The organism is Methylobacterium sp. DB0501 (genome assembly GCF_011043735.1).
Taxonomy (GTDB): Bacteria; Pseudomonadota; Alphaproteobacteria; order Rhizobiales; family Beijerinckiaceae; genus Methylobacterium; species Methylobacterium alsaeris.
Window position 1 is genome coordinate 186554 of record NZ_JAAKGV010000005.1, and the last position, 23043, is coordinate 209596.

Sequence of the window (23043 nt, forward strand, 5' to 3'; positions counted from 1 at the left end):
GGCAAAGCCCCGGAGACCGGGTCTCCGGGTTGCTTGACGCGTCTCGACCGCCCGCTCACGCGAGAGCGTCCCGGATCCGGGCGAGCCGCCCGGCATTCTCGGTCCGCGCCGCGAGCGCCCCCGCCATGTCGGTGCGGGCGAAGCGCACCGGCTGGTGCGGCTGGAGCTGCCCGATCAGGTCCATGTCCGCTGCAATCACCGTGCCGATCATGAAGTAGCCGCCGCCCGACACCGCGTCGCGGTGCAGGACGATCGGCTCGGTGCCGCCCGGCACCTGGATCGAGCCGTAGGGATAGCAGCTGTCGACGATGTTCGACGGGTCGGAGCCGGCGCCGAAGGGCGGCTCGCGAGGCACGAAGTCGAGGGCGTGCCCGCCGCGGAAGCGGTAGCCGATCCGGTCGGCTTCGGGCGCCACCTTCCAGGTATCCGCCAGGAAACGCTCGGTCGCGTCCCTGGTGATCCGGTGGTCGTAGAGACCGGGCAGCATCCGCAGCACCGGCTCGGCCGTGCGGCGCAAGGCCGCCGGAAGGCTGCGCCCCTCCCCTGCCGGGCGTCCGGCCCCGATTCCGAGGCGGTCGCCGGCCTTCAGCGCCCGTCCCTCGTGGCCGCCGAGCGCGCCCAGGGCGTAGGTCGCCCGGGAGCCGAGAACCGCCGGCACGTCGATGCCGCCCGAGACGGCGATGTAGGCGCGGGCCCCGGCCTTGAGGAAACCGAAGGACAGGACCTGCCCGGCCCGGACCGGCAGGGCGGTCCAGCCCGGCTGCTCGACCCCGTCGAGCTTCGGCGGCATCTCGGCACCCGTGACCGCCACGATGGCGTCGGCGGTGAAGCGGATCTCCGGTCCGAGGAAGACCGCCTCGAGCCCGGCCGCGTCCTCGTCGTTGCCGACGAGGAGGTTGGCGGCGATCAGGGATTCCCGGTCCATCGCCCCGGAGAGCGGGATGCCGAGATGGTAGTAGCCGGGCCGGCCGAGGTCCTGCACCGTGGTCGACAGGCCGGGCTTGACGATCTCGATCATGGATGCGGCCTCAGCCATGGAGCACCCCCAGGAGCGCGGCGTTGGTGCCGGTGGGATCGGCCTGGAAGGCGGCGAGCGAGAAATCGACCTCCCGGATCAGCGGGCTGAACCGCCCGGCCTCGACCTCCTCCACCGCGGCGTCGTACTCGTCCCGCCCGACGGGCCGGAACTTCACGATATCGCCCGGCCGGAACAGGATCATGAAGTCGCGCAGGTAGCTGATCTTCTGCGTCGGATCGTAGATCGGCATCGGGGTGATGCCGAACATCTGGTAGCCGCCGGCGCCCCGGACCGAATAGATCGCCCCGAAGCAGCCGCCATGGCCGACGGTGAGCTTCGGGGTGTCGGTGCGTGGACGCAGGTACTTCGGCGCCTGGATCTGCTTGTCGCGCTCGACCATCTGGTACAGGAACGGCAGGCCCGCGACGAAGCCGACCATCGAGACGAACCACGGCGAGCCCGCATGCGCCGCGACCAGGGACGGCACGTCCGGATAGCCGTTGATCCGCGCGGTGTATTCGAGATCGGTGGCGCCCGGATCCTGGTGGCGCTCGCGGAAGCGCATCAGGGTCTCGCGGGTCCAGGGATCGTCGTAGAAGACCGGCATCTCGAGGATCCGGGTCTTCAGTTCGGCCCCGCCGGAGCCGGCGCCCTCGAGGCTCTTCAGCTCGCGGAGCAGGTCGTCGGGGGCGATGACGTCCGGATCGAACTTGATCTGGAACGAGGCGTTGGCCGGGCAGATCTCGGTGACGCCGCGGATGCGGCTTTCGCGCACCGCATTGGTGATCGAGAGGCTGCGGGAGAAGGCTTCGAGGGACATCGCCTCGTCGACCTCGACGAAGACGTGCTCGTCGCCACCGAACGTGTAGCGCATGGTCGCGAGGCTTCCTTCTCAGGGAGTGAGCGGATTGGATTCGAGCCAGGCTTCGAGCCATCTCGTGTGAACGTCGCCCACCCGTACGGCCGGATCGGCGACGAGCGCCCGGTGCAGGGCGGCGGTGGTCGGCAGGCCTTCCACGGCGAGTTCGCCGAGCGCCCGGCCGAGGCGGGCGAGCGCCGCCTCCCGGGTCTCGTCGTGGACGACGAGCTTGGCCAGCAGCGAATCGTAGAAGGGCGGGACCGCGTAGCCGGGATAGAGCATCGTGTCGACGCGCACGCCGGGCCCGCCGGGAAGGCTCAAGCCCGTGATCGTGCCGGGCGCCGGCTGGAAGCCGCGGGCCGAATCCTCGGCGTTGATCCTCACCTCGATCGCATGGCCCCGCGGCCGCACGTCGGCTTGCGACAGGCGCAGGGACTCGCCCCCGGCGATCCGGATCATCTCGCGCACGAGATCGATGCCGGTGATCATCTCGGTGACAGGGTGCTCGACTTGTATGCGCGTGTTCATCTCGATGAAGAAGAACGCGCCGGTCGCGGCATCGTACAGGTATTCGAGGGTGCCGGCGCCCCGATAGCCGACGGCCTTCGCCAGCCAGACCGCGGAGGTGCAGAGCGCCTCGCGCGCCTCCGGCGACAGGCAGGCGGCGGGCGCCTCCTCCCACACCTTCTGGCGCCGGCGCTGGAGCGAGCATTCGCGCTCATGGAGATGAATCGCATCCCGCCCGTCGCCCAGCACCTGCACCTCGACGTGGCGGGCCTTGGCGACGAAGCGCTCGAGGTAGAGGCCGCCGTCGCCGAAGGCGGCCTTGGCCTCGGCGGTCGCCTGCGGGATCAGGGCCGCGAGGTCGTCCGGATCCCGCGCCACCCGGATGCCGCGCCCGCCGCCGCCGGCCGCCGCCTTGATCATTACGGGAAAGCCGATCGCGTCCGCGGCGGCGCGGGCCGCCTCCAGCCCCTCGACCCGGCCCTCGCTGCCCGGCACGGTCGGCACGCCGGCGGCGGCGGCGATCGATCGGGCGGTCGCCTTGTCGCCCATCCGGCGGATCGTCTCGGGCGCCGGGCCGACGAAGACGAGGCCCGCCTCCTCGACCATCTGGGCGAAGTCGGCATTCTCCGACAGGAAGCCGTAGCCCGGATGGACCGCGTCGCAGCCGCTCTCGATCGCGGCGCGCAGCACCGCCTCCTTGTTCAGGTAGGACTTGCCCGCATGCGCCGGGCCGATCTCCGCGACGGCGTCGGCGAGGCGGGCGGGGAGCATCTCCCGGTCGGCGGCGCTCACCGCCTGGACGGTGGCGATGCCGAGCTCGCGGGCGGCGCGGACGATGCGCAGGGCGATCTCGCCCCGGTTGGCAACGAAGATCCGGCGGATCGCCATGGCGCTCACGCCTCGAGGTCGTAGAGCGGCTGGCCGGCCATCACTGCGTCCTCGTTCTCGATGTGGAAGGCCTTCAAGGTCCCGGCCTCCTCGGCGGTGACCGGCGTGAAGGTCTTCATCACCTCGATCAGCCCGATCGTGTCGCCGACCGCGACCGCGTCGCCCTCCGCCTTGAACGGCGGGTCGCCCGGATTGGCCGCGCGGTAGAAGGTACCCGGGATCGGGGCCTGGATGGTCTTGAGCGCCATGGATGGTCCTGTGGGGGTTGGTCAGGCCGCGTGCTCCAGCCCTTCCCGGCGGAGGGCCTGGCGCAGGGTGCGGGCGAGGTCGGCCGCCCCCGGCGTGTCGGAATGGATGCAGATGCTCTCGCAGCCGACCGGGACGTCCCGCCCGCCCACCGTCGCCACCACGCCCTCGCGAAGGGCGCGCAGGCAGCGGGCGGTGCCGGCCTCCGCCTCGACCGGCGGGTGTTCGCGGGTGATGATCAGGCTGCCGTCGTCGGCGTAGTCGAGATCGGCGTAGAACTCCGCCACCATCGCGTGGCCGCGCGCCGGATAGACGCTCTCGTGCAGCGTGCCGCGCATGCCGAGGATCGGCACCCGGAAGATGTCGGCGGCGTCGCAGATAGCCTCGGCGATGTCGGGCTGGCGCGCCGCCATGCCGTAGAGCGAGCCGTGCGGCTTGATGTGGTTGAGGACCAGCCCCTCCGCATCGAGGAAGCCTTTCAGCGCACCGATCTGGTAGATCAGGCAGTTCGTCAGTTCCTCGCGGCCGATCTTCATCTCGCGCCGGCCGAAGCCCTGGAGATCGGGCAGGGACGGGTGGGCGCCGACCGCGACCCCGTGGGCCTTGGCCAGCCGTACCGTCGCCCGCATGTGATTGAAGTCGGAGCCGTGGAAGCCGCAGGCGACGTTGGCGATGTGGATGTGGGGCATCAGCGCGGCGTCGTCGCCGAGGCGCCAGATGCCGAAGCCCTCGCCCATGTCGCAGTTGATCGAGACCATCGGGTTGCCTCCGGCTGGATCGCGGCCCGGAGAGTTGCAAGCGCCCGCTCCATTGTAAAATCGGGAATCTGCGTGCCGGGTTTCGAAAAATCCGATACCTCCTCCCGGTCGGGGGCCGGGCATGTCGATCTCTCTCAAGCAGATCCGCTACTTCATCGCAGCCGCGGAATCCGGCCGCATCTCGCAGGCGGCGGTGGAGCTGAACGTGTCGCAATCCGCCGTGACGGCGGCCGTGCAGCAGCTCGAGGGAACCCTTGGCGTGCGCTTGTTCGAGCGGCATGCGGCCGGCGTCGCCCTGACGCGAGAGGGCAACCGCTTCCTGCTCCACGGGCGCAACATCATGGCGGCGGTGGCCGAGGCGGTGCGCGAGCCGCGGGCGGCGGGCGCCGCCGTCACCGGCACGGTCCGGGTCGGGGTGACCTACACGGTGGCGGGCTACTTCCTGCCGCGCCACCACGCCCGCTTCGCCTCGAGCTTCCCGGGCGTGACGCTGACCCTGTTCGAGGCGCCGCGCGACGTCATCGAGCGGGCGCTCATCGACGGCGCGCTCGACATCGCGGTCATGCTTGTCTCGAACCTCCAAGCGCGCGACGCCCTCGCCTCCGAGACCCTGATCCGCTCGCGGCGCCGGCTCTGGCTGCCCGCCGAGCACCCGCTCCTGCGCCAGGGTCGGGTGGGCCTGAGCGACGTCGCCCGCCACCCCTACATCATGCTCACGGTCGACGAGGCCGGCCACACCTCGGGCCGTTACTGGGCCCTGACCCCGTTCCGCCCCGAGGTGATCTTCAAGACGTCGTCCGTCGAATCGGTGCGCAGCATGGTGGCGGCCGGGATGGGGGTCACGATCCTCTCCGACCTCGTCTATCGGCCCTGGTCCCTGGAGGGCCAGCGCCTGGAGCGGCGCCAGGTCGAGGACGACATCCCGACCATGGATGTCGGCCTCGCCTGGCGGGCCGACACGGACCTCTCCCCCGCCGCCCGGACGTTTCGCGAGTTCGTGAACCTCGCCTGCGCGGGCCAGGGCTGAGCCGCCCGGCACCGTCCGTCGAGCGGAGCATCTTCGACCAAAGGTCGTTGGAAACGACTTCTGGTTGCGTTCTCGAGGTTTCGCCGGGCACAAGGTCCCGGATTTCTGGAGCTTGGCGTCGAAAATTCGTGATGGGTCGACGGCCCCGTCGCTCTCGGGCTTGCCCAAGATCGACGTCGATGCGTCGGCCTCGTGGAGTGTCCATATTACGAAATCCGATCGATTGCTTCGCGATGCAGATTCCGCTTTCGCTCGGGCCCCACGCGGACGTCCTCACCCGCGCTGCCGACAAGGTGCGGTTCGCCGATCCGCCCTCCATCAGAGATCCGGCTGACTCACCTGCTGACCCACCGCGGCTCCTGCTTCACGGCTGATGCTTTCGAAGTGGCTTGCCGGCGCTACGAGATCGAGCACCGCAAGACCAGACCCTGCACCCCGAAAACCAACGGCATGGTCGAGCGCTCCAAGGGTTGGGTGCAGCGCGAGGTGCTCGGTATTGCGATCACTGCCACCAGGATTTGGAGTTCCTGCTGGCGGGCTTCCGCGTGATCTGCAATGCTCGCGGATACCGTGTCCTGGAAGGTCTCTCGCCCGTGTTGGTCCTGCTCCAACATCCGGAGGATAAACCGGGCCTGGCTCGCGCAGCAGCCAGGAAGACCGATCCCGCCACTCCGTATCCGACGCTCGAGGTCGTTGCCGACGCCAAAGAGGTCTCGCAACCAGACATGGAGCCTGGAGATTTTTCTCAAACGGCCAGTGGTCATGCTGTGATAGTAGCCTGGAAAACCAAACGGCTGCAATGAATACATTCTTTAGCGGCGATATGTTATGTGCTAGGAAATCCACCTAGCTGATTCCGCGTCTAATGTAAATATTCCTATCAAGGACAATTTATGATAAAATCGATGACACCAATGTTTTTTTATCTCATCAGGGATATCGTCGAAAATGATGCCTCGCTTTCGTCTAAGTATTATTTAAGAAAAGATTTGCACGATCAATACGGTTTTTCTAGCGCAAATTCATATTTTCAGTTTATTATGGAATTTATCATTGCACGGCAGGCTAATATGCCGCGCCCACCGGTTATACCTGACAAGTTTTTTGCTCACATTTCAAGAAAAAACTCTTCAGAAGAAATAAATTTTCTTGATCTCGTAGCAGACAATATTTATAAAACTTACAATGGGGCCGATCGGCAAGCAAGATCGAACATATCTATTTCTCATTTGATGAATCTTCGGTCGATCCAATCCTCCCGTTGGCTGAATAAACATGATACCAGTCAATCGCAAGCCTTTGCTCGGTATATCCAAAATCTGAGCACCGAAAAATTCAAAAATCAAATTTCCGACGGCAATTTTTGTAGCGTTTGCATCGCCGGATTTCACAGATCTGTATTAGGTCTCGGTGAGGATGCTAGACGACTTGCAGATGTATTATTAGCGTTGAATTACAGAGTTGAGTTAATTGATTTTTCTAGCAATCTTTTTCCCGTTTCCGACGAGGCGGATATATATGAGGCTTTTCGAGTTAACCGCCCGACGGCTCCAATCATAATATTTTGCATGCCTCTCGCCGAGATTGCTCGATTATGGGCGTTTACCTACCCAAATATTTCCGCCGGACGCTACGTAATTGCTTACTCTCCATGGGAATTATCAGAACTGCCATTAGGAAGCCATTTTATCCTCAAGCATTGCGATGAGGTGTGGTGCTCAACTCAATATCAGTATGATATGTACGCAGCGATTTGCAAAGAAAAAGCCTATTTGGTTCCACTTTACGTCAGATCTGCAGATCCTCAATGTTCAGACTTTATAAAAAATTTATTATCTGATAAGTTCAATTTTTTATTTGCTTTCGACTTTAACTCACGTATTGAGCGAAAAAATCCGCTTGGGCTTGTATGGGCATTTCGATGCGCATTTCCGCAAAATAATCGTGATGTCCAACTAGTTCTAAAAACAATCAACGCGACCAGCAATCTACGAGCCCTGGAGGATTTAAATCATGCAATCGGAAACGACGATCGAATTATTATAATAGATCGTGATTTAACATCTTTTGAAATGGCCTATTTAATCAGAGAATCGGATGTTTTTGTATCCTTGCATCGCGCTGAAGGTTTCGGTCGATTGCTGGCGGAAGCAATGCTTTTGCGCACTCTTGTAATTTGCACAGACTACTCTGGATCAAAGGATTACGCAGTGCCCGACACAGCTGTCTTAACCCGATACTGGCTAAAATCTGTAGAGCCACATGAATACCCTTCTGCCATTGGTGAATGGGCAGAGCCTGATTTACATCACGCAGCATTTCTGATGAATAAGACATACAGCAATCCAAAAATCCATGCAGACAAAATAGACGCTGCCCATCGCTTAGTATTTGATAAATTTGGCATTAAAACTGTGGCCAATATAGTTAAGCATCGACTAGATACTATTTATGATCAAAAGAATTATACGAAAGATAAATAATGTGATATTACAGAATGTTATTATCTTTGTTATTTGTGGTACATTCATATACTTATTTTTGAATCAATTAGATCTTGACATGAGCAGGATCGATCAAATGTAATCTGTCGATGTATTAAATCCGAATGTTAATTTGGGTGCTGTGGGTAAGGGAGAGACCGAGAGCCACCGGCTGCGCCAATGGATCGCTTTTGCTTTGAACAAGCCGTTGATCGTCTCCGCCGGGGCGGTGCGGGGGCGTCCCACATTCGCAGGCAGAGCACGATCGTGTCCCAGAGCGTGGTGTATCTGAGGCTGGTCCACCACTATGACCGGCTGGGCCGGACTGGTCAGACTGCGAGGTTTGGCAGGCTGACGAGAGGATCATCGCCGATCGGGGCGATGCTTTCCAGGGTCATGGTGCGACAACGTTGCACGGCCCATTCATCGTTATGCTCCAGCAGGATCGCGTCAACCAGCCTGCGGATCTAGGGCTCGTTGGGGAAGATGCCGACGACCTCGGTGCGGCGCTTGATCTCGCCGTTGAGGCGCTCCAACGGGTTGGTCGAGTGCAGCTTGGCACGATGGGCGGTTGGGAGGCTCATGTAGGCCAGGACGTCGGCCTCGGCCGCGTCCATCAGGGCAGCCAGCTTCGGCACCTTGGGCCAGAGTTGATCGGCCACCTGCCGCCAACTGCTGGCGAGCGGCCTCAGCGTTCTCCTGCGCGAAGGCGGTAGCGATGAAGGCGGAGACGTCGCGCAGGGCCGAGTGGCCGGCATGGGCCAGGACGTTGCGCATGAAGTGGACCCGGCACCGCTGCCAGGACGCGGTCATCACCTTGGCGACGGACGCCTTGATGCCCTCGTGCGCGTCCGAGATCACCAGCTTGACCCCACGCAGGCCGCGCCGGGCCAGCTTGCGCAGGAACTCCGTCCAGAAGGTTTCGGCTTCGGACGAGCCGATGTCGAGGCCCAGCACTTCGCGCCGCCCATCCGTGTTGACGCCGACCGCCACGATCACCGCGGTCAGCGCCTTCTCGGTCATCCGGCGCGGCTCGAGGAAGCTCGGGAAGTAGCTGCCCATTCTCAGCTTCGGGATATGCGGCTCGACCGTCCCGGCCCGCGTCTGCCAGTCCCGGTCACGGTACCCGTTGCGCTGGGCCAGCCGCTCCGGATCCATCTCGCCGTCGGCCGCGCCGGTCAGGCCGGCCACTTCCAGTTCCATCAGACGCTCATCTCGCGCAGCACGTCCGCGTCCGCGCTTTTCTCAGCCAGCGCTCGCAGGCTCGTCATGGCATCGATCATCGGGAGTCTCCCGAGTTCGGGGTTGGTGCTCACAACCCGATCCTAACCCGTCACCGCCGATGGCCACGCCCGCGGGAGAACCCGTCTGCTACAGCGCTGTGGAGGCCGAGCAGGCAGGCCCTCCCGCTTTCGCTCAGCGACACCACTCCAAGGAACACGGTCTTAAAGTGCCAAATTGGTGTTGGGACGCCTATGGTGCAGGGGCGGCCAAAGAAACTCCCTAACGAAATTAAATGCAATTTTTTGTTACTAAGGCTCATATTTCTTAAATCGCGGAAAACATACATTGTGCGTCACTGCTTGATTCACTGTTATTTGCATTTACTGCATAGATGATCGCATCGTTATATATAATTTATATTCCTAGTAAATATGAATTGCTTTGACTTTATTTTTTATTGGTATAAAGTAATCGACGTAGATTTCTTTACCAAAATGCAATATATCCCAGTCCGAGGCATTTACTTTTTCTTTTATGCTCGTCCAAATCGAGCCATCAGCACAAAGACCTGCCGTCTCGCTCGTTGTAAAATAGTAATCCGGCTCAGGAAGATTAATTTTTTTGATGATATTTTCCATCAAAATTTTATCGTATGCACATTCGGCCACTAGTATGATTTTCCTATGATTTGATGCAATCTTGTATATTTCTTTAAATCTAGGATCTTCATTGAAAATATCGATAATATACTTAGACTCTCTATTCAGTATATTTTTTTCCTTTAAATTTAGCTGCACCGATATTATGTCCACGATTTCCTGTAAATCGGCATTGCCTGCATGTCTGCGATCGAATCGTGATTGCAGCTCCAGCAATCTCCTAAGAGAAACATAATCGTTTTTTGATATGTTGTCGCCATTTTTTGTTAGATCTCTTAACACGTTTTGCAGTGCGAGATATTCTATGTTTTGCCTTCCTGATGCACAAAGAGAAAATATGTCAAACGATATAAACTTCGAATTCGAAATATTTTTAGCAATATTTTCAACCGAGATATTTGGATCGGACATATAATTTTTATTTTCGATTGGTCTATACAAATCAAGATCTGTTGCGTATTCGTATTGGCTGTAACCATTCTCTAAAGTGACAACACTTACAAGACGTTCGATGGCATGTTGCATAGTGCCATCTAGTTGCATTTCCTCTTGGGGAAACATATCGTAGCCCCATGGATGTTTAAGCAATTGATCGATGGCAATAGGCCTGACCCAGAACATTCCTCCGACCGGATAACGGATGGGGCCATTTGCGATCTTTATATTATATTGGCCTGCCCAACTTTGGGCGATGCCGTGATTTCCGAGCCAATGCTCGCTCCAAAATGGCAGCGGCGTATATTTTTTAGGGTATGCAAGTCCGCATTTTTTGTTTTCGTCAAACAGGCGAATAGTTTTTTCCCATATATCTGAATTGCCAATAGTATTTTTTATTAGGTATTCACCCCATCCTCGCAAAAAATCTCCCCTATCCAGAGACTTCTTCGTGTGGACGTGACACAGCAAATCATATTTACGCAATTCTTCTCTTAATTCTACCAAAAATTGACCGAAATTTCTACCTTTATTCTGACCAATTATTATATTGCATGTATTGGGCATAGATATTTCATCTAATTTTTTCTTCAAATCTTCTGCAATAGAGACATCTCCTATTGTAATAAATATATCGAAATCTTTTTGTAGATTTGATAACAAGTTGATGATTTCAATTGATAAATCAAGATAGTAACAATGAACAACCACAGCAATTTTCATCATTATCTCCGCGGTGAGAGAGGATAACATGTGGGTTATGCTGAAAAAATCTTGAGACAATTTACATAATATAATCCTTTATCTTAAACTAATTGTTGCTCACTAGTCCGAGTCATCTAAAATTGTCATTGAAATAAATGCAAGGTGCGTCACACGCATCGCATTGAAGGCCAATAAAAAATACCACATACTATTAATAAACAATCCAAATATTGAAAATTGCATAACGTTGTCATCTCAAGTCTTTGGTTTAATAATTTTGAACTCTCTATGTGCCCATATAGATGCATATTAAGGGTTTTTCTGGTGTGATGCTTGTGGACGACGCCTCAAAATTTCAAACATGTCTTCATAATTTTTTGCTTCGTGAAGCTGGCGTTTGACAGGATTGTGTGCATCGGCCTGGACCGCTCATCCGAAAGCGAATTGCATGGACTCTTCATTAACTACCCCAGAGTGCCAATGAAGCGCAACGGTGCGGGGCATGTGTACCACGGCAATCGGGTGAAGGGATGATATGACGAGGGCGCCGAGTTCTGAATCGGTCGTCACCCGTGTAGAGGCTTGTGGGGGCGGGCAACGGGCGCGGTCAGTGAGCGGAAGCGGCAGTGATCAAGGCGACAGTGTTCCTTGATCACGCCGCGGACCTGTGAACCACTTCGGGTTTGTCGGAGGCTGGTTGGCTTGGGTCATGCGACCGGGGCCTGGTCGCCAAGGTCGGCATGATAGCGCGCTTCGGCTTCGGCGGGAGGGACGTGGCCGATCGGGGAGGATAGGCGGCGGTGATTGTACCAGTCGATCCACTCCAGGATGGCGTATAGTCGACCGCCTCGACGGAACGCTGCGGCCCTCGTCGGTGGATGACCTCCGCCTTGAACAGGCGGTTAATCGTCTCCGCCAGGGCGCTATCGTAGCTGCCGACCGACGGCTCGTTGCCCGCTCCAGCCAGGCGCTCAGTGTGAGCGTAGAGCCAAGTATTGCTTGTGTCAGTCGACGGGCATGGGTGATGTACGGTGCTTGGCCGCGATCGATGCACTGACACGTTCTTTACGAAAACCGCTTATGCGAAGGAAAACGGCTCGTGTCGTTCGGTGCCCGGCCGAGTCGCCTCCGCTCGCTCACCCCGGCAGCCGATATCCCGGAACCTCCCCGATCCGCTCCGCCACCATCGCCTGCACCCGGTCGAGCCCCTCCTCCGGCAGCGATGCGCTGGCGGCGAGGCAGTAGACTTCCCAGCCGACCGAGATGAAGCCGAGGCCGAACCGCTCCGCCGCCGCACGCGCGCCCAGGCCCGCATCGGCGGCGCCGGAAGCGATCACCGCCGCCACCGCCTGGTGGGTGAATTCTTCCAGGCCGTAGCCGACGATCTCGTCGGGCGACGTCCCGGTCTCGGCCAGAAGCCGGTCGAACCAGGCCCGGGTGCCCGACCCCTTCTGCCGGTTGACGAAGCGGGCCTTCGTGACGCGCAGGTCCTCGGGGGTCGAGAGCCGGAGCGGGTTGCCGGAGGCGACGAGCAGCCCCTGCTCGCGCTCGAACAGCGGCAGAACCCGGAAGGCCGGGTCGGCGACGAGGTCGGAGAAGGGCGGCCCGGCCGCTGCCGGCCCGATCGCCCCGCAATGAAAGCCGGCGGCATCGGCGCGGCCGTCCAGGAGCCGGACCACCGCGTCGCGGCTGCCCATCACCGCGAGGTCGGCCCCGTCCCAGGCGCCGAGCACGTCCATCAGCAGGGGGTCGTGGCTTGCCGCCAGGGTGAGGCGACGGGGGGCGGCGAGCAGGACGGCGAGGCGGGCCTGCATCGCCCGGGCCTCGCGGGCGAGCGGCAGGGCCAGGCTCTCGGCCGCGCCCGCCAGGGCGTCGTGCAGGGCGGCCCCGGTCTCGGTGAGCGTCGTGCCGTGGCCGCGGGTCTTGCGCACGAGCTGGTGGCCGACATCGGCTTCGAGCGCCCGGACGCGCTCCCAGGCGGCGCGGTAGGACAGGCCGATCTCGGTGGCCGCCCCCTGCACCGAGCGGGTCTGGGCGATGGCCCCCAGCAGCGCGAGGGCGTCGGCGACGGCGATGCGCGCCCGCCCGATCCGCAGCGAGCCGCCGAGCCCGAGTTCGACCTCGGGAAGCTCATTGGGGGGTGCCGTCATCCTGAGCCCACCGTCACGCCCTCGCCGCAACCGTCCCCTGGCCGACCGGGCTCGTCCCCCGTCCCGCACGGCGCACCGGCGCGTACGGCTTAGCATGAAATCGGGAATGGCCCGCTCGAGCCTCGTCCGCGATGCTCGAGCGGGCGGGAAGCCGCGTTACGCGGTTCGCCGGGCCTCACGCCGGACAGGCCGCAGGGCGCCGCGACGGGCTCGGGGATGACACGGCCGTCCGGCTGGCGGCCGGAAATCCGGGCGGAACCGCTTTCCCGGGTTCGCCGTTGCTGGCCGTCATTGCCTGCGGGCAGACATGGAGACCCCCATGCGCACGATCGTTGCCCTCTGCTTCGCCGCCACCGCCCTGGCCGGAATAGCCGCTCCGGCCAAGGCCGAGGAGACCACCGTCATCCGCCGCGACAGCGCCCCGGGCGTCTCCGTCGAGCGGCGCGAGGGTGTCGTCGAGCGCCGCGAGATCACCACCGGGAGCGTCGATTGCGGCTCGAAGACCGTCCACAAGGAGGACGGCTTCGGCAACTCCAAGACGGTTCACAAGGAAGGCTGCAACTGAGGCGTCCGCGACGCCTTCGACCTGAACCCGTGCCGACTGAATCCTAGCCCCAACCCCCGGGAGACGAGATCATGACCAGCAAGCTTCTGCTCGTACTGGCGACCGCCGGCATGGTCGCCCTGCCGATGGCCGCCCAGGCCCAGGGCACCCTGCGCGACGCCGCCGAGGGCGCGGAGGCCGGGGCGGACGCGGCCGGGCCGGTCGGCGCCGTCGTCGGCGGCGCGGTCGGCGCGGCCACCGGCACGGTCGGAGGCATCCTCGGCATCGACGACCGCCCGCGCTTTCGCTCCTATGTCCGCGAGCGCGGGGTGAACTCCTACCGCTGGGGCGGCCCGGTGCAAGTCGGCACCGTCCTGCCGGACGACGGGGTCACCTATTACGACGTGCCCACCGAGTATCGGGTGCGGCCCGGATACCGCTACACGATCGTGAACGAGCAGCCGGTGCTGGTCGACCGCGGTCGCCGCATCGTCGAGGTCATCGACTGACGCGACGCCCCCCGGCCCGACCGGCGGCCGAGCCGACGAAGCCCGCCCGGCGGCACCGCCGAGGCGGGCTTTCCCTGCCCGCCGGCACCCAGGTCCGCGAAATTTTCGACGAACCCTAGACGACCGGTCTAATCAGGTCTATATCGGCGTCATGGCACAGGCGAACGGCACCACCGACACCCGGCAGGGCATCCTCGACACCGCCCACGCGATCGTGGGCGCAAAGGGATTCTCGGGCGTCGGCCTCAACGAGATCCTGGCCGCAGCCGGTGTCCCGAAGGGATCCTTCTACCACTATTTCGGCTCGAAGGAGGCCTTCGGCGAGGCCCTGCTGGCCGACTACTTCGAGGGGTACCTAGCCGACATCGATGCCACCCTGGCGGCGCCTGGCCTCAGCCATGCCGAGCGCCTGATGAACTACTGGCGCAAGTGGCAGACGACGCAGGGCAGCATCGAGGAGCGGCGCAAGTGCCTCGCGGTGAAGCTCGCGGCGGAAGTCTCCGACCTGTCCGAGCCCATGCGCCGCGCGCTCAAGCGCGGCACGGCCGGGATCATCGACCGGGTGACGGAGGCCATCGAGGCGAGCCTGGCCGAGGGGTCGCTGAAGGTCGAGCGCGAGCCGCGTGCGACCGCCGAGATGCTCTATCACGTGTGGCTCGGCGCGAGCCTCATGGCGAAGATCGACCGGTCCGACGTGCCGTTCGAGGCCGCGATGGCCACGACACGGCACGTCCTCAACCCACAACCGGCCTGACCGCGAGGGTGGCAGGCCCACCATGGTGCGCCGCCTTTCAAGACGACCGGTCTACTGAAAAACGCATCGGCAAGGAGCAGGACCATGACCATCCAACCCGCGCACGGCATCATGCCCTATCTCCTGCTCGCCGAGCTTGGAGCCACCCTGTTCGGCGGCTCCGCCGCTTCGGCGGAGGAGCGCATCACCCTGGAGATCATCGGCGCCGTCCGCATGGCCGGTTCCGCGGACAGTCGGCGGGCCGAGGCATCGCCCCGGCGAACCGGATCGATGCCGGCCCGCGACACGGCGGCCGAGCGCGCCGATGCCGAACCGGCAGCCCGCCGGCACTGACCGGCCCGCGAAGCGCGGCGCGCATCTCCTCGCGCCTCGCCCTCTCACCTTTCCCTCTCACCTCGCCCTCTGAGCACGGAGAACGACGATGAAGATCCTGATGGTGCTGACCTCCCACGACCGGCTCGGCGACACCGGCCGGAAGACCGGATTCTGGCTGGAGGAACTCGCCGCGCCCTACTACGCGTTCAAGGACGCGGGTGCCGAGATCGTCCTGGCGTCCCCCGCGGGCGGCCGGCCGCCCCTCGATCCCAAGAGCGGCGAGCCGGGATCCCAGACCGACCTGACCCGGCGCTTCGAGGCCGACGCCGAGGCCGATGCGGCCCTGGCGAACACGGTCCGGCTCGATGGGATCACCCATGACGGCTTCGACGCCGTGTTCTATCCCGGCGGTCACGGCCCCCTGTGGGACCTTGCCGAGGACCCCGCCTCGATCCGGCTGATCGAGACGACGCTTCGGGCCGGCAAGCCCGTGACCCTGGTCTGCCACGCCCCCGGCGTGCTGCGTCACGCAAAGACGCCCGACGGTAAGCCCCTCGTCGAGGGAAAGGACGTCACCGGCTTCACCAACACGGAGGAGGAGGCCGTGGGCCTCACCGAAATCGTCCCGTTCCTCGTCGAGGATGAGCTCAAGCGGAACGGCGGCAGGTTCGCCAGGGGCGGCGATTGGGCGCCGTACGTGGTCGCCGACGGCCTGCTGATCACCGGCCAGAACCCGGCCTCGTCCGGACCCGCGGCCGAGCGGCTTCTCGGCCTTCTCGCGAGCGCCTGACGCCCGCGGCACGGCACATCGGAGAGAATGCGAGGCGCGTTCGGCTGCCGGCCGGGCGCGCCTCCCGGTTCATCCCGGCAGCAGACCCGCGGCGCGGTAGCTCTCGATCAAGCTGTCGAACTGCGAGACGTCCGAGCGGCTCCTCGCGTAGAGCTGGGCGCCGGACACCGCCGCGAAGACGGCCCGGGCCCGCGCTTCGCCGTCCGTGGGCTCCACCACCCCCGCCATGACGAGCACCTTGGCGAGCCAGGCGACGTTGACGTCGGCGAAGGCCCGCGCCTCGCGCTGCACGATCTCCGGCAGGTCGGCGTACTCGGCCGACATGAAGCTGCACAGGCAGAGCCTGTTCCCGTCCTCGAGCGACCGGCGGAAGGTGCCGGGGTAGAGCCTCAGGCAGCGGAGCGGGTCCGAGGTCTCGGCCAGCATCGCATCGAGCTCGGCCGCGGTATCCTCCCAGTAGCGTCGCGCCACCGCCGCGCCGAGATCGGCCTTGCTGGCGAAGTGGTGGTAGATGCTCGCCGCCTTGATTCCCACCTCGGCGGCGAGGTCGCGGTAGCTCAGGCCGCCGTAGCCGTGCGCCTGCGCGGTCTTCCTGGCGGCGGCCAGGATCGTCTCCTTCGCGCTCGAACTCACCCCTGCCTCCAAGCCTGCAAAAAAAACTAACGATCGTTAGTTAGGGATTGACGCCGCAAAAATCCACGCCTAAATTTCACCTACCTAACGACAGGTAGGGAAACGATCATGACCCAGGACATCATCTTCTCGGACGCCACCGGCCTCGCCGAGCTGATCCGCACCAAGCAGCTCTCGCCCGTCGAGGTCGTGCGGGCCCATCTCGACCGCATCGACGCCGTGGATCCGAAGGTCAACGCCATCGTCACGGTCGTGGAAGGCGCGCTCGCCGCTGCGAGGGACGCCGAGGCGGCGGTCATGGCGGGCGGTGAACTCGGGCCCCTGCACGGCGTGCCCTTCACGGTGAAGGACTCGATCGACACCGCCGGGGTTCTCACACAGCGCGGGTCGCCCATCTTCGAGGGCCGCAAGCCCGAAGCCGACGCCACCAGCGTCGCCCGCCTGAAGCGGGCCGGCGGCATCCTGCTCGCCAAGACGAACCTCCCGGAATTCTCCTACTGGATCGAGAGCGACAACCTGCTCTCCGGCCGCTCGAACAACCCGTGGGACCTCGACCGGACGCCCGGCGGTTCGAGCGGCGGCGAATCGGCGGCCATCGCGGCGGGCATGTCGCCGCTGGGCCTGGGCACGGACCTCGCCATCTCGGTGCGCGGCCCGGCGGCCCAGACCGGCATCGTCTCGCTGAAGGCCACCCACGGGCGCGTGCCGATGACCGGCATCTGGCCGCGCGCGCCGCGCCGCTTCTGGCATGTCGGTCCGATGGCGCGCTCGATCCGCGACCTCTCGCTCGCCTTCTCGCAGCTCGCCGGTCCCGACGGCGAGGACGCCTTCGCGACGAGCGCCGTCCCGTTCGACGCCGGCGCCGCGCCGGACCGCCAGCTCCGCGTCGGATGGATGGTCGGGCCGGGCTTCGGGCCCATCGACACCGAGGTGGCGGCGACCGTGAGGGCGGCGGCCGACGCCCTCGCGGGCGAGGGCCACCACGTGGAGGAAGTGCGCATCCCGGCGCTCGCGCGCGACTTCGCCCTCGACGTGTTCAACAAGCTCCACGTCATGGAGATGAAGCCGGCGTTCCGGGAGGCGACCGCCGGCCGCCGCGCCGACGAGATCTACACGATGGCCCGGACGATGCTGTCCCTGCCGGAGACGTCGATCGAGGATTACGTCGCGGCCGAGCAGGCGGCGGAGCGGCTCCGGGACGGCTATGCCGCCTACTTCCGGCACTACGACGTCCTCCTGACCCCCGTGCTGCCGGTCCCGGCGCACAAGCACGGCATCCGGGAACTCGTCGTCAACGGGGAGACCGTCGACCTGACCTACCTCCAGGGTGCGACGGTGCCGCTGAACGTGACCGGCCTGCCTGGGGTGTCGATGCGGTTCGGCACGAGCCGCGAAGGTCTGCCGATCAACGTGCAGCTGGTGGGAAGCTGGCAGGCGGAGACCACGATCCTGCACGCCGCCTCGGTGCTGGAGGGCGTGAGCCCGGTCCGCGGCCTGCGCCCAAGCCTGTAGCCGGTGGATGGGGCCACGGCGATCCCGTCGCTCGAACACATCGTGCCCCGGCCGGGCCGCACCCCGCCGTGCCGGAGGCCGCCTGTTCGGATGCCCGCGAACGGTCGCCGCGGGGCGGTGTTCGCGCCGCGTGGATCCGGGGGCGAGCCCGCTCATACGACTTCCGATCGATTGCTCGGCGATCGCTGCGCAATCGCGTTCGCAACGCGGGAGTCGGCTTCGCTCAAGCGTGGGGAGCCTCCGGCTCCACCGCGCGGTCTGATACGATTTCCAGAGGTCATCTTCCGGAAGTCGTATCAGACCGCGCAATAGCGCGCCTGGATCTCCGGATCGTCCCGCAGCTCGGCCGCGGGGGCGTGGTAGACGACCGCGCCGCCATCGACGATGTAGACCCGGTCCGAGACGTCGAGGGCGAGCTCGACGTTCTGCTCGACGAGCAGGATGGTGGTGCCCGCCCGCTTCATCGCCACGAACTGCTCGAACATCTCCTCGACCAGGATCGGCATGATGCCCTCGGAGGGTTCGTCGAGGAGCACCATCACCGGCTCGGCCATCAGCGCGCGGGCGATGGCGAGCATCTGCTGCTCGCCGCCCGACATCGTGATCGCCTCCTGCTTCAGCCGCTGCTTGAGGCGCGGAAAGGTCTCGGCGATGACCTCGATGCGCCGCGCCTCGTCGCGGCGCGAGGCCCGCCCGCCCCTGCCCGGCCCACCCCTGGCTGCCAGGATGCCGAGGCGCAGGTTCTCCTCCACCGTCAGCCCGGGCACGATGCGCCGCTCCTCCGGCACGTAGGCGAGGCCGCGATGGAAGCGCTCGTGGGCCGGCCGGTCGAGGATGTCCTGTCCGGCGAAGGTCACGCGGCCCTCGCGCTTCGGCACCAGGCCCATGATCGATTTCAGCGTCGTCGTCTTGCCGGCGCCGTTGCGGCCGACCAGCGTCACGATCTCGCCGGCCCGGACCTGGAGCGAGACGCCCTGCAGGATGTGCGAGTGGCCGTACCACGCCCTCAGGTTCTCGACCGCCAGCAGCGGCGCGGGAGCGGCGGTCGTCATGCGGTCTTGCCCAGGTAGACGCGGCGCACCTCGGGATGGGCGCGGATGTCGTCGGGGCCGCCCTCGGCGAGGAGCTGGCCCTGGTGGAGGACGACGAGGCGGCGGCACAGGCCCATGACGAGCTTCATCTTGTGCTCGACGAGGATGAGCGTGCGGGTCTCGGCGAGGCGCTGCACGAGGTCCATCATCTCGCGGGTCTCCTCGGGGCTCATGCCGGCGGTCGGCTCGTCGAGGAGGAGGAGCGCCGGCTCGGCGGCGAGCGCCACCGCGATCTCGAGCGCCCGCTGCTCGCCATGGGCCAGCTCGCGGGCGAGCCGGTCCATCCGGGCCCCGAGCCCGACCTCGCCGAGCAAAATCTCGGCCCGCTCGGCAAGCTCAGGATAGGCCGAGCGGTCGCGGAAGAACCCGAAGCGGACCCGGCGCGCCTGGGCGGCCACCCGCACGTTCTCGCGCACGGTGAGGTGCGGGAAGACGTTGGTGATCTGGAACGACTTGGCGATGCCCATCCGGGCGAAATGGTGCGGGGCCGCCCCGGTGATGTCGCGCCCGCGAAACAGCACCCGGCCCTCGCTCGGCCGGAAGGCGCCCGAGATCAGGTTGAAGAAGGTCGACTTGCCCGCGCCGTTCGGCCCGATGATCGCCGTGATGCCGCCTTCCGGGAACGCGACGCTGACGCCCGACAGGGCCCGGAAATGCCCGAACCGCTTGCCCAGCCCTTCCGTGGCGAGGATCGGCGGGGCGGTGGGGGCTGCCGCGCTCACCATCCGGCCCTCCTCAGGCGCGCCAGCACCTCGCCCCAGATGCCGAGCGGCAGGAACAGCACGAAGGCGATGAAGATCGCGCCGACGAAGAGCTGCCAGTGGCTGGTCAGGGTGGAGAGCCCGTCCTGGAGCAGCGAGAAGGTGGCGGCCCCGATGAACGGCCCGAAGAACGTGCCCATGCCGCCGAGCAGCGCCATCATCACCGCCTGGCCCGAGGTCGCGTAGTGCATCGTCTCGATCGGCACGATCGAGAGGTGGATCGCCTGAAGTGCGCCGGCGAGCCCGCAGAGCGCGCCGGAGATCACGAAAGCGACGAGCTTCATGCGGCGCACGTCGTAGCCGCAGGCCTGGGCCCGGCCCTCGTTCTCGCGGATCGCCTTGAGGGCGGCGCCGAAGGGAGAGGACAGGAGGCGCGAGAACAGCCAGACGGCCCCCCCGACCACCGCGAGGACCGCGTAGTACTTCACCACCGGGTCGAGGAGATCGAGGAGGAATCCCGGCAGGGTCAGGACCGGCACGTTGATGCCGCGCAGGCCGTTCTCGCCGCCGGTGAAGGCCTCCGCCCGGTAGAAGGCGTAGTAGACGCACATCGACAGGGCCAGCGTCGTCATGGCGAAGTAGATGCCGCGGGTGCGGATCGCCAGGACGCCCATCGCGGCGGCGATGAACGTGGCGAGCAGCGTGCCGGCGACGAGCGCCAGCACCGGGTGCAGCCCGTAATGGACGATGGCGATGCCGCACCCGTAGGCCCCGCCGCCGAGGAACGCCGCGTGGCCGAAGGACAGGAGCCCGGTATAGCCGAACAGCAGGTTGAACCCCAGGGCGTAGAGCCCGAGCACCAGGATGTTCACGGCGAGCGCCTGGTAGGGCGCGACCCACGGGAAGACGACCAGGAAGGCGAGGGTCAGGGCGACGCGGTGGCGCGAGGCGAGCGCCAGCCAGCGCCCGGTGCGGCCCGAGCCCGGCCGGGGTGCGGCGAGCGGCGTGCCCTGCGCCAGGGCGTGTCCGGGGACGGGCGCGCTCATCCGAGCGCTCCCGCCCGGCCGAGGAGTCCGCGGGGCCGCACGAGCAGCACCAGGGCCATCAGGGCGAAGATCGCCATCTTGGTCATGTCGGGCGCCACCAGCGAGGTCATCGCCACGACGATTCCGACGAGGAGCCCGGCGAGCACGGCGCCGGCCAGCGACCCCATGCCGCCGACCACCGTCACCACGAAGGCCTCGGCGAGGACCGGGATGCCCATCTCCGGCGTCACGCCCTGGAGCGGCGCGGCGAGGATGCCGGCGAGGCCCGCGAGCGCGCAGCCGAGGCCGAACACTGCGAGCCAGACCTTCGAGATCTCGATGCCGAGCACCTGCACGATCTGCGGATCGCGGGCGCCGGCCCGGATGACGAGGCCGAACGAGGTGCGCTCGATGAACAGCCACAGCGCGCCGACGACCGTCAGCGAGAAGGCGATCAGGAACAGCCGGTAGAGCGGGAAGTAGCCGATGCCGAGATCGACCGCGCCGCGCAAGTCGGGCGGCGCCCCGAAAGGCAGCCCGGTGAGCCCGAAGGCGATGCGCACGCTCTCGACCATGCAGTAGGACAGGCCGAAGGTGAGGAGCAGGGGATCGTCGATGCCCCGCCCGTAGAGCGGGCGGACGAGCACCCGCTCGACGGCGAGGCCGAGGAGCCCCATCGCCAGCGGGGCGGCGACCAGGCTCAGCCAGAAGCTGCCGGTATAGCCGTAGAGGAACACCCCGACATAGGCGCCGACCATGAAGAAGGCGCCGTGGGCGAAGTTGACGACGTTCATCAGCCCGAAGATCAGCGACAGGCCGATGCCGACGAGGACGTAGATCGCCCCGAGCGCGATGCCGGTCACGAGCTGCAGCGCGAGGAGGTCGAGGGGGAAGCCGCCGAGGCTGAGGTCGGTCACGACGGCGCCCTCCCGGCGGCGGAAGCGGGAACCCGTCTCATGCCTTGTGGCCGAGTTCGTCGCAGCCGCGCAGGAAGCGCTCGTCGGGCCCCTCGGTGCCGAGGATCGTGAAGACGTCGTCGGGGGTCTTCATGCCCTTCGACTTCGATTCGACGATCAGCACGGACTGGACCAGCTGGTGGTCGCATTTCCGGAAGCTCTGCGGCCCCTTGTAGAAATCGGCCTTGAGCCCTTCCATCGCGGCGACGACCCTGTCGGTCTCGACCGATCCGGCTGCCTTCACGCCCTCCAGCACCGAGCGGACGCCGGCATAGCCGAGCGCGCCGTAATCGGAGGGTACGGCGCCGTTATAGGCGGCGCGGAACTTGTCGTTGAATGCCTTGGCACTCGGCACGGTGTCCTCCAGGCGCCAGTAATACGAGGTCCCGCCGATCACGCCGTCGAAGGCCTCGCCGCCGGCCTTGCGCGAGGTGAAGAGGAGGACCGGCGCCACGAGCTTGGTGTTGCGCTTCAGGCCGAACTCGGTCGCCTGCTGGATCGACACCACCTGATCGCGGCCGAAGTTGCACAGGCAGAGCACGTCGGGCTTGAGCGCGGCGATCCGGGGTAGGAAGGCCGAGTAGTCCGAGGCGCCGATCGGGTGGCGGATATCGGCCACGACCTCGATGCCCGAGGCCTCGCCGGCGCGCTTGAAGCCGCGCATCATCTCGTGGCCGTAGGCGTAGTCGGCGCTCAGGAAAGCGACCCGCTTGCCGCTCTTCGGGAAGACGTAGCGGCCGACCGCGCCCGCCGTCATGTGCGGGTTCAACGCCTCGTGGAAGGTGAAGCGGCCGAAATCCTTGGCCTCGTTGATCGCGTCCGACTGGCTGATCGAGTTGTAGATGACCCCGCGCTCGCGGGCGACGTTGTTGATCGAGAGCGTCACCGCCGCCGAGAGGCCGCCGACGAGGAAGTTGACCTTGTCCTTCTCGATCAGCTCGAGGGTCCGGCTGGCGGCCTCGCCGGGATTGATCTTGTCGTCGCGCACCAGCAGCTCGGCCTGGCGGCCCTGGAAGCCGCCGGCCTCGTTGAACTCCCTGACGGCGAGCTGGGCGGCGCGGACCTGGTCGTTCGCCTCGGCCCCGAAGGCGCCGGTCAGCGGCACCGGGAAGCCGATCTTGATCGGGCCCCCCTGCGCGGCGGCGGAGCGCACGAGGGCCGGGGCGGCGAGCGCCAGTGCGGATGCGGCGGCGCTGCCCTGAAGCAGCCGGCGCCTGTCGAAGCCCGTCGTCATCCTGTCGTCCCTCCGCGGAA

21 protein-coding genes and 2 pseudogenes are annotated in these 23043 nt (G+C 64.6%); 8 read left to right on the top strand and 15 right to left on the bottom strand.

All coding sequences use genetic code 11. The features are described 5' to 3' along the window. Nucleotides 1-55 precede the first annotated feature (55 nt). The 5 genes from G4G93_RS09660 to pxpA are packed head-to-tail and all read right to left on the bottom strand — an operon-like array spanning nt 56 to nt 4276. On the bottom strand, nt 56-1018 hold the full coding sequence (locus tag G4G93_RS09660) for a biotin-dependent carboxyltransferase family protein (RefSeq protein WP_165083515.1): 963 nt from the start codon (nt 1016-1018) through the stop codon (nt 56-58). Nucleotides 1019-1028: 10 nt separating this feature from the next. Then, on the bottom strand, nt 1029-1892 hold the full coding sequence (locus G4G93_RS09665; protein ID WP_165083517.1) for a 5-oxoprolinase subunit B family protein: 864 nt from the start codon (nt 1890-1892) through the stop codon (nt 1029-1031). An 18-nt stretch (nt 1893-1910) separates the two neighbouring features. After that, nucleotides 1911-3272 carry an acetyl-CoA carboxylase biotin carboxylase subunit gene (locus G4G93_RS09670; RefSeq protein WP_165083748.1) on the bottom strand — a complete coding sequence of 454 codons (1362 nt, stop codon included), beginning with the start codon at nt 3270-3272 and terminating at the stop codon, nt 1911-1913. 5 nt (nt 3273-3277) lie between these two features. After that, complete coding sequence (locus G4G93_RS09675; protein WP_165083519.1) at nt 3278-3520, bottom strand: acetyl-CoA carboxylase; 243 nt, start codon at nt 3518-3520, stop codon at nt 3278-3280. Nucleotides 3521-3541: 21 nt separating this feature from the next. Continuing rightward, the gene (gene pxpA, locus G4G93_RS09680) at nt 3542-4276 is read right to left on the bottom strand and encodes a 5-oxoprolinase subunit PxpA (RefSeq protein ID WP_165083521.1); all 735 of its coding nucleotides are present in this window, start codon (nt 4274-4276) and stop codon (nt 3542-3544) included. A 121-nt stretch (nt 4277-4397) separates the two neighbouring features. Between pxpA and G4G93_RS09685 the strand changes: the two genes are divergently transcribed. Beyond that, nucleotides 4398-5303, top strand: coding sequence for a LysR family transcriptional regulator (locus G4G93_RS09685; protein WP_165083523.1), 906 nt, complete (start codon nt 4398-4400; stop codon nt 5301-5303). Between the two features lie 905 nt (nt 5304-6208). Then, a complete protein-coding gene (locus tag G4G93_RS09695) occupies nt 6209-7786 on the top strand; it encodes a glycosyltransferase (RefSeq protein ID WP_165083527.1) in 1578 nt (525 codons plus the stop codon). Nucleotides 7787-8115: 329 nt separating this feature from the next. Here G4G93_RS09695 and G4G93_RS09700 read toward each other — a convergent pair. The 4 genes and pseudogenes from G4G93_RS09700 to G4G93_RS09715 all read right to left on the bottom strand — a co-directional run bounded on the left by G4G93_RS09700 (nt 8116) and on the right by G4G93_RS09715 (nt 12959). Further along, nucleotides 8116-9069 (bottom strand): annotated as a pseudogene (locus tag G4G93_RS09700) (IS256 family transposase). A gap of 363 nt (nt 9070-9432) precedes the next feature. Next, nucleotides 9433-10827, bottom strand: a complete 1395-nt coding sequence (locus G4G93_RS09705; RefSeq protein WP_165083529.1) for a rhamnan synthesis F family protein — start codon at nt 10825-10827, stop codon at nt 9433-9435. A 689-nt stretch (nt 10828-11516) separates the two neighbouring features. Further along, nucleotides 11517-11788: pseudogene (locus tag G4G93_RS09710) on the bottom strand (integrase core domain-containing protein); the annotation flags it as partial. Nucleotides 11789-11945: 157 nt separating this feature from the next. Then, nucleotides 11946-12959, bottom strand: a complete 1014-nt coding sequence (locus G4G93_RS09715; protein WP_165083531.1) for a substrate-binding domain-containing protein — start codon at nt 12957-12959, stop codon at nt 11946-11948. 319 nt (nt 12960-13278) lie between these two features. Here G4G93_RS09715 and G4G93_RS09720 point away from each other — a divergent pair, with 319 nt between their 5' ends. The 5 genes from G4G93_RS09720 (at nt 13279) to G4G93_RS09740 (ending at nt 15871) form a co-directional block, all read left to right on the top strand. Next, nucleotides 13279-13524 carry a hypothetical protein gene (locus G4G93_RS09720; protein ID WP_165083533.1) on the top strand — a complete coding sequence of 82 codons (246 nt, stop codon included), beginning with the start codon at nt 13279-13281 and terminating at the stop codon, nt 13522-13524. 71 nt (nt 13525-13595) lie between these two features. Continuing rightward, complete coding sequence (locus tag G4G93_RS09725; protein WP_165083535.1) at nt 13596-14012, top strand: DUF1236 domain-containing protein; 417 nt, start codon at nt 13596-13598, stop codon at nt 14010-14012. Between the two features lie 151 nt (nt 14013-14163). Then, entirely contained in the window at nt 14164-14766 is a 603-nt protein-coding gene (locus G4G93_RS09730; RefSeq protein ID WP_165083537.1) for a TetR/AcrR family transcriptional regulator, read from the top strand. Nucleotides 14767-14850: 84 nt separating this feature from the next. Next, nucleotides 14851-15099, top strand: a complete 249-nt coding sequence (locus tag G4G93_RS09735; RefSeq protein ID WP_165083539.1) for a hypothetical protein — start codon at nt 14851-14853, stop codon at nt 15097-15099. A gap of 88 nt (nt 15100-15187) precedes the next feature. Next, on the top strand, nt 15188-15871 hold the full coding sequence (locus tag G4G93_RS09740; RefSeq protein WP_165083542.1) for a type 1 glutamine amidotransferase domain-containing protein: 684 nt from the start codon (nt 15188-15190) through the stop codon (nt 15869-15871). A gap of 69 nt (nt 15872-15940) precedes the next feature. On the opposite strand, the gene G4G93_RS09745 is transcribed toward G4G93_RS09740, so the two are convergent. Continuing rightward, a complete protein-coding gene (locus G4G93_RS09745; RefSeq protein ID WP_165083544.1) occupies nt 15941-16504 on the bottom strand; it encodes a TetR/AcrR family transcriptional regulator in 564 nt (187 codons plus the stop codon). A gap of 108 nt (nt 16505-16612) precedes the next feature. Between G4G93_RS09745 and G4G93_RS09750 the strand changes: the two genes are divergently transcribed. Further along, entirely contained in the window at nt 16613-18016 is a 1404-nt protein-coding gene (locus G4G93_RS09750) for an amidase (protein ID WP_165083546.1), read from the top strand. 296 nt (nt 18017-18312) lie between these two features. Here the strand turns inward: G4G93_RS09750 and G4G93_RS09755 are convergent, their stop codons facing one another. Genes G4G93_RS09755 through G4G93_RS09775 form a run of 5 tightly spaced genes read right to left on the bottom strand, consistent with a single transcriptional unit; the run spans nt 18313 to nt 23023 of the window. After that, nucleotides 18313-19068 (bottom strand): ABC transporter ATP-binding protein, encoded by a 756-nt coding sequence (locus G4G93_RS09755; RefSeq protein WP_246736643.1) that lies wholly within the window; start codon nt 19066-19068, stop codon nt 18313-18315. Beyond that, on the bottom strand, nt 19065-19832 hold the full coding sequence (locus G4G93_RS09760) for an ABC transporter ATP-binding protein (RefSeq protein WP_165083548.1): 768 nt from the start codon (nt 19830-19832) through the stop codon (nt 19065-19067). The genes G4G93_RS09755 and G4G93_RS09760 overlap by 4 nt, the downstream gene beginning before the upstream one ends. Further along, nucleotides 19826-20854, bottom strand: coding sequence for a branched-chain amino acid ABC transporter permease (locus tag G4G93_RS09765; protein WP_165083550.1), 1029 nt, complete (start codon nt 20852-20854; stop codon nt 19826-19828). Before G4G93_RS09765 ends, G4G93_RS09760 begins: the two co-directional genes overlap by 7 nt. After that, nucleotides 20851-21750 carry a branched-chain amino acid ABC transporter permease gene (locus G4G93_RS09770; protein WP_165083552.1) on the bottom strand — a complete coding sequence of 300 codons (900 nt, stop codon included), beginning with the start codon at nt 21748-21750 and terminating at the stop codon, nt 20851-20853. The genes G4G93_RS09765 and G4G93_RS09770 overlap by 4 nt, the downstream gene beginning before the upstream one ends. Nucleotides 21751-21787: 37 nt before the next feature. Beyond that, the gene (locus tag G4G93_RS09775) at nt 21788-23023 is read right to left on the bottom strand and encodes an ABC transporter substrate-binding protein (RefSeq protein ID WP_165083554.1); all 1236 of its coding nucleotides are present in this window, start codon (nt 23021-23023) and stop codon (nt 21788-21790) included. Nucleotides 23024-23043: the final 20 nt, after the last annotated feature.

What these genes read in the sequence shown, in the direction of transcription:
- G4G93_RS09730 (WP_165083537.1), top strand. Translation starts at nt 14,164, where the DNA reads ATGGCACAGGCGAACGGCACCACCGACACCCGGCAGGGCATCCTCGAC.
- G4G93_RS09735 (WP_165083539.1), top strand. Translation starts at nt 14,851, where the DNA reads ATGACCATCCAACCCGCGCACGGCATCATGCCCTATCTCCTGCTCGCC.
- G4G93_RS09705 (WP_165083529.1), bottom strand. Translation starts at nt 10,827, where the DNA reads ATGAAAATTGCTGTGGTTGTTCATTGTTACTATCTTGATTTATCAATT.
- G4G93_RS09720 (WP_165083533.1), top strand. Translation starts at nt 13,279, where the DNA reads ATGCGCACGATCGTTGCCCTCTGCTTCGCCGCCACCGCCCTGGCCGGA.
- G4G93_RS09675 (WP_165083519.1), bottom strand. Translation starts at nt 3,520, where the DNA reads ATGGCGCTCAAGACCATCCAGGCCCCGATCCCGGGTACCTTCTACCGC.
- G4G93_RS09755 (WP_246736643.1), bottom strand. Translation starts at nt 19,068, where the DNA reads ATGACGACCGCCGCTCCCGCGCCGCTGCTGGCGGTCGAGAACCTGAGG.
- G4G93_RS09775 (WP_165083554.1), bottom strand. Translation starts at nt 23,023, where the DNA reads ATGACGACGGGCTTCGACAGGCGCCGGCTGCTTCAGGGCAGCGCCGCC.
- G4G93_RS09665 (WP_165083517.1), bottom strand. Translation starts at nt 1,892, where the DNA reads ATGCGCTACACGTTCGGTGGCGACGAGCACGTCTTCGTCGAGGTCGAC.
- pxpA (WP_165083521.1), bottom strand. Translation starts at nt 4,276, where the DNA reads ATGGTCTCGATCAACTGCGACATGGGCGAGGGCTTCGGCATCTGGCGC.
- G4G93_RS09740 (WP_165083542.1), top strand. Translation starts at nt 15,188, where the DNA reads ATGAAGATCCTGATGGTGCTGACCTCCCACGACCGGCTCGGCGACACC.
- G4G93_RS09765 (WP_165083550.1), bottom strand. Translation starts at nt 20,854, where the DNA reads ATGAGCGCGCCCGTCCCCGGACACGCCCTGGCGCAGGGCACGCCGCTC.
- G4G93_RS09695 (WP_165083527.1), top strand. Translation starts at nt 6,209, where the DNA reads ATGACACCAATGTTTTTTTATCTCATCAGGGATATCGTCGAAAATGAT.
- G4G93_RS09670 (WP_165083748.1), bottom strand. Translation starts at nt 3,272, where the DNA reads ATGGCGATCCGCCGGATCTTCGTTGCCAACCGGGGCGAGATCGCCCTG.
- G4G93_RS09685 (WP_165083523.1), top strand. Translation starts at nt 4,398, where the DNA reads ATGTCGATCTCTCTCAAGCAGATCCGCTACTTCATCGCAGCCGCGGAA.
- G4G93_RS09725 (WP_165083535.1), top strand. Translation starts at nt 13,596, where the DNA reads ATGACCAGCAAGCTTCTGCTCGTACTGGCGACCGCCGGCATGGTCGCC.
- G4G93_RS09750 (WP_165083546.1), top strand. Translation starts at nt 16,613, where the DNA reads ATGACCCAGGACATCATCTTCTCGGACGCCACCGGCCTCGCCGAGCTG.
- G4G93_RS09760 (WP_165083548.1), bottom strand. Translation starts at nt 19,832, where the DNA reads ATGGTGAGCGCGGCAGCCCCCACCGCCCCGCCGATCCTCGCCACGGAA.
- G4G93_RS09715 (WP_165083531.1), bottom strand. Translation starts at nt 12,959, where the DNA reads ATGACGGCACCCCCCAATGAGCTTCCCGAGGTCGAACTCGGGCTCGGC.
- G4G93_RS09660 (WP_165083515.1), bottom strand. Translation starts at nt 1,018, where the DNA reads ATGATCGAGATCGTCAAGCCCGGCCTGTCGACCACGGTGCAGGACCTC.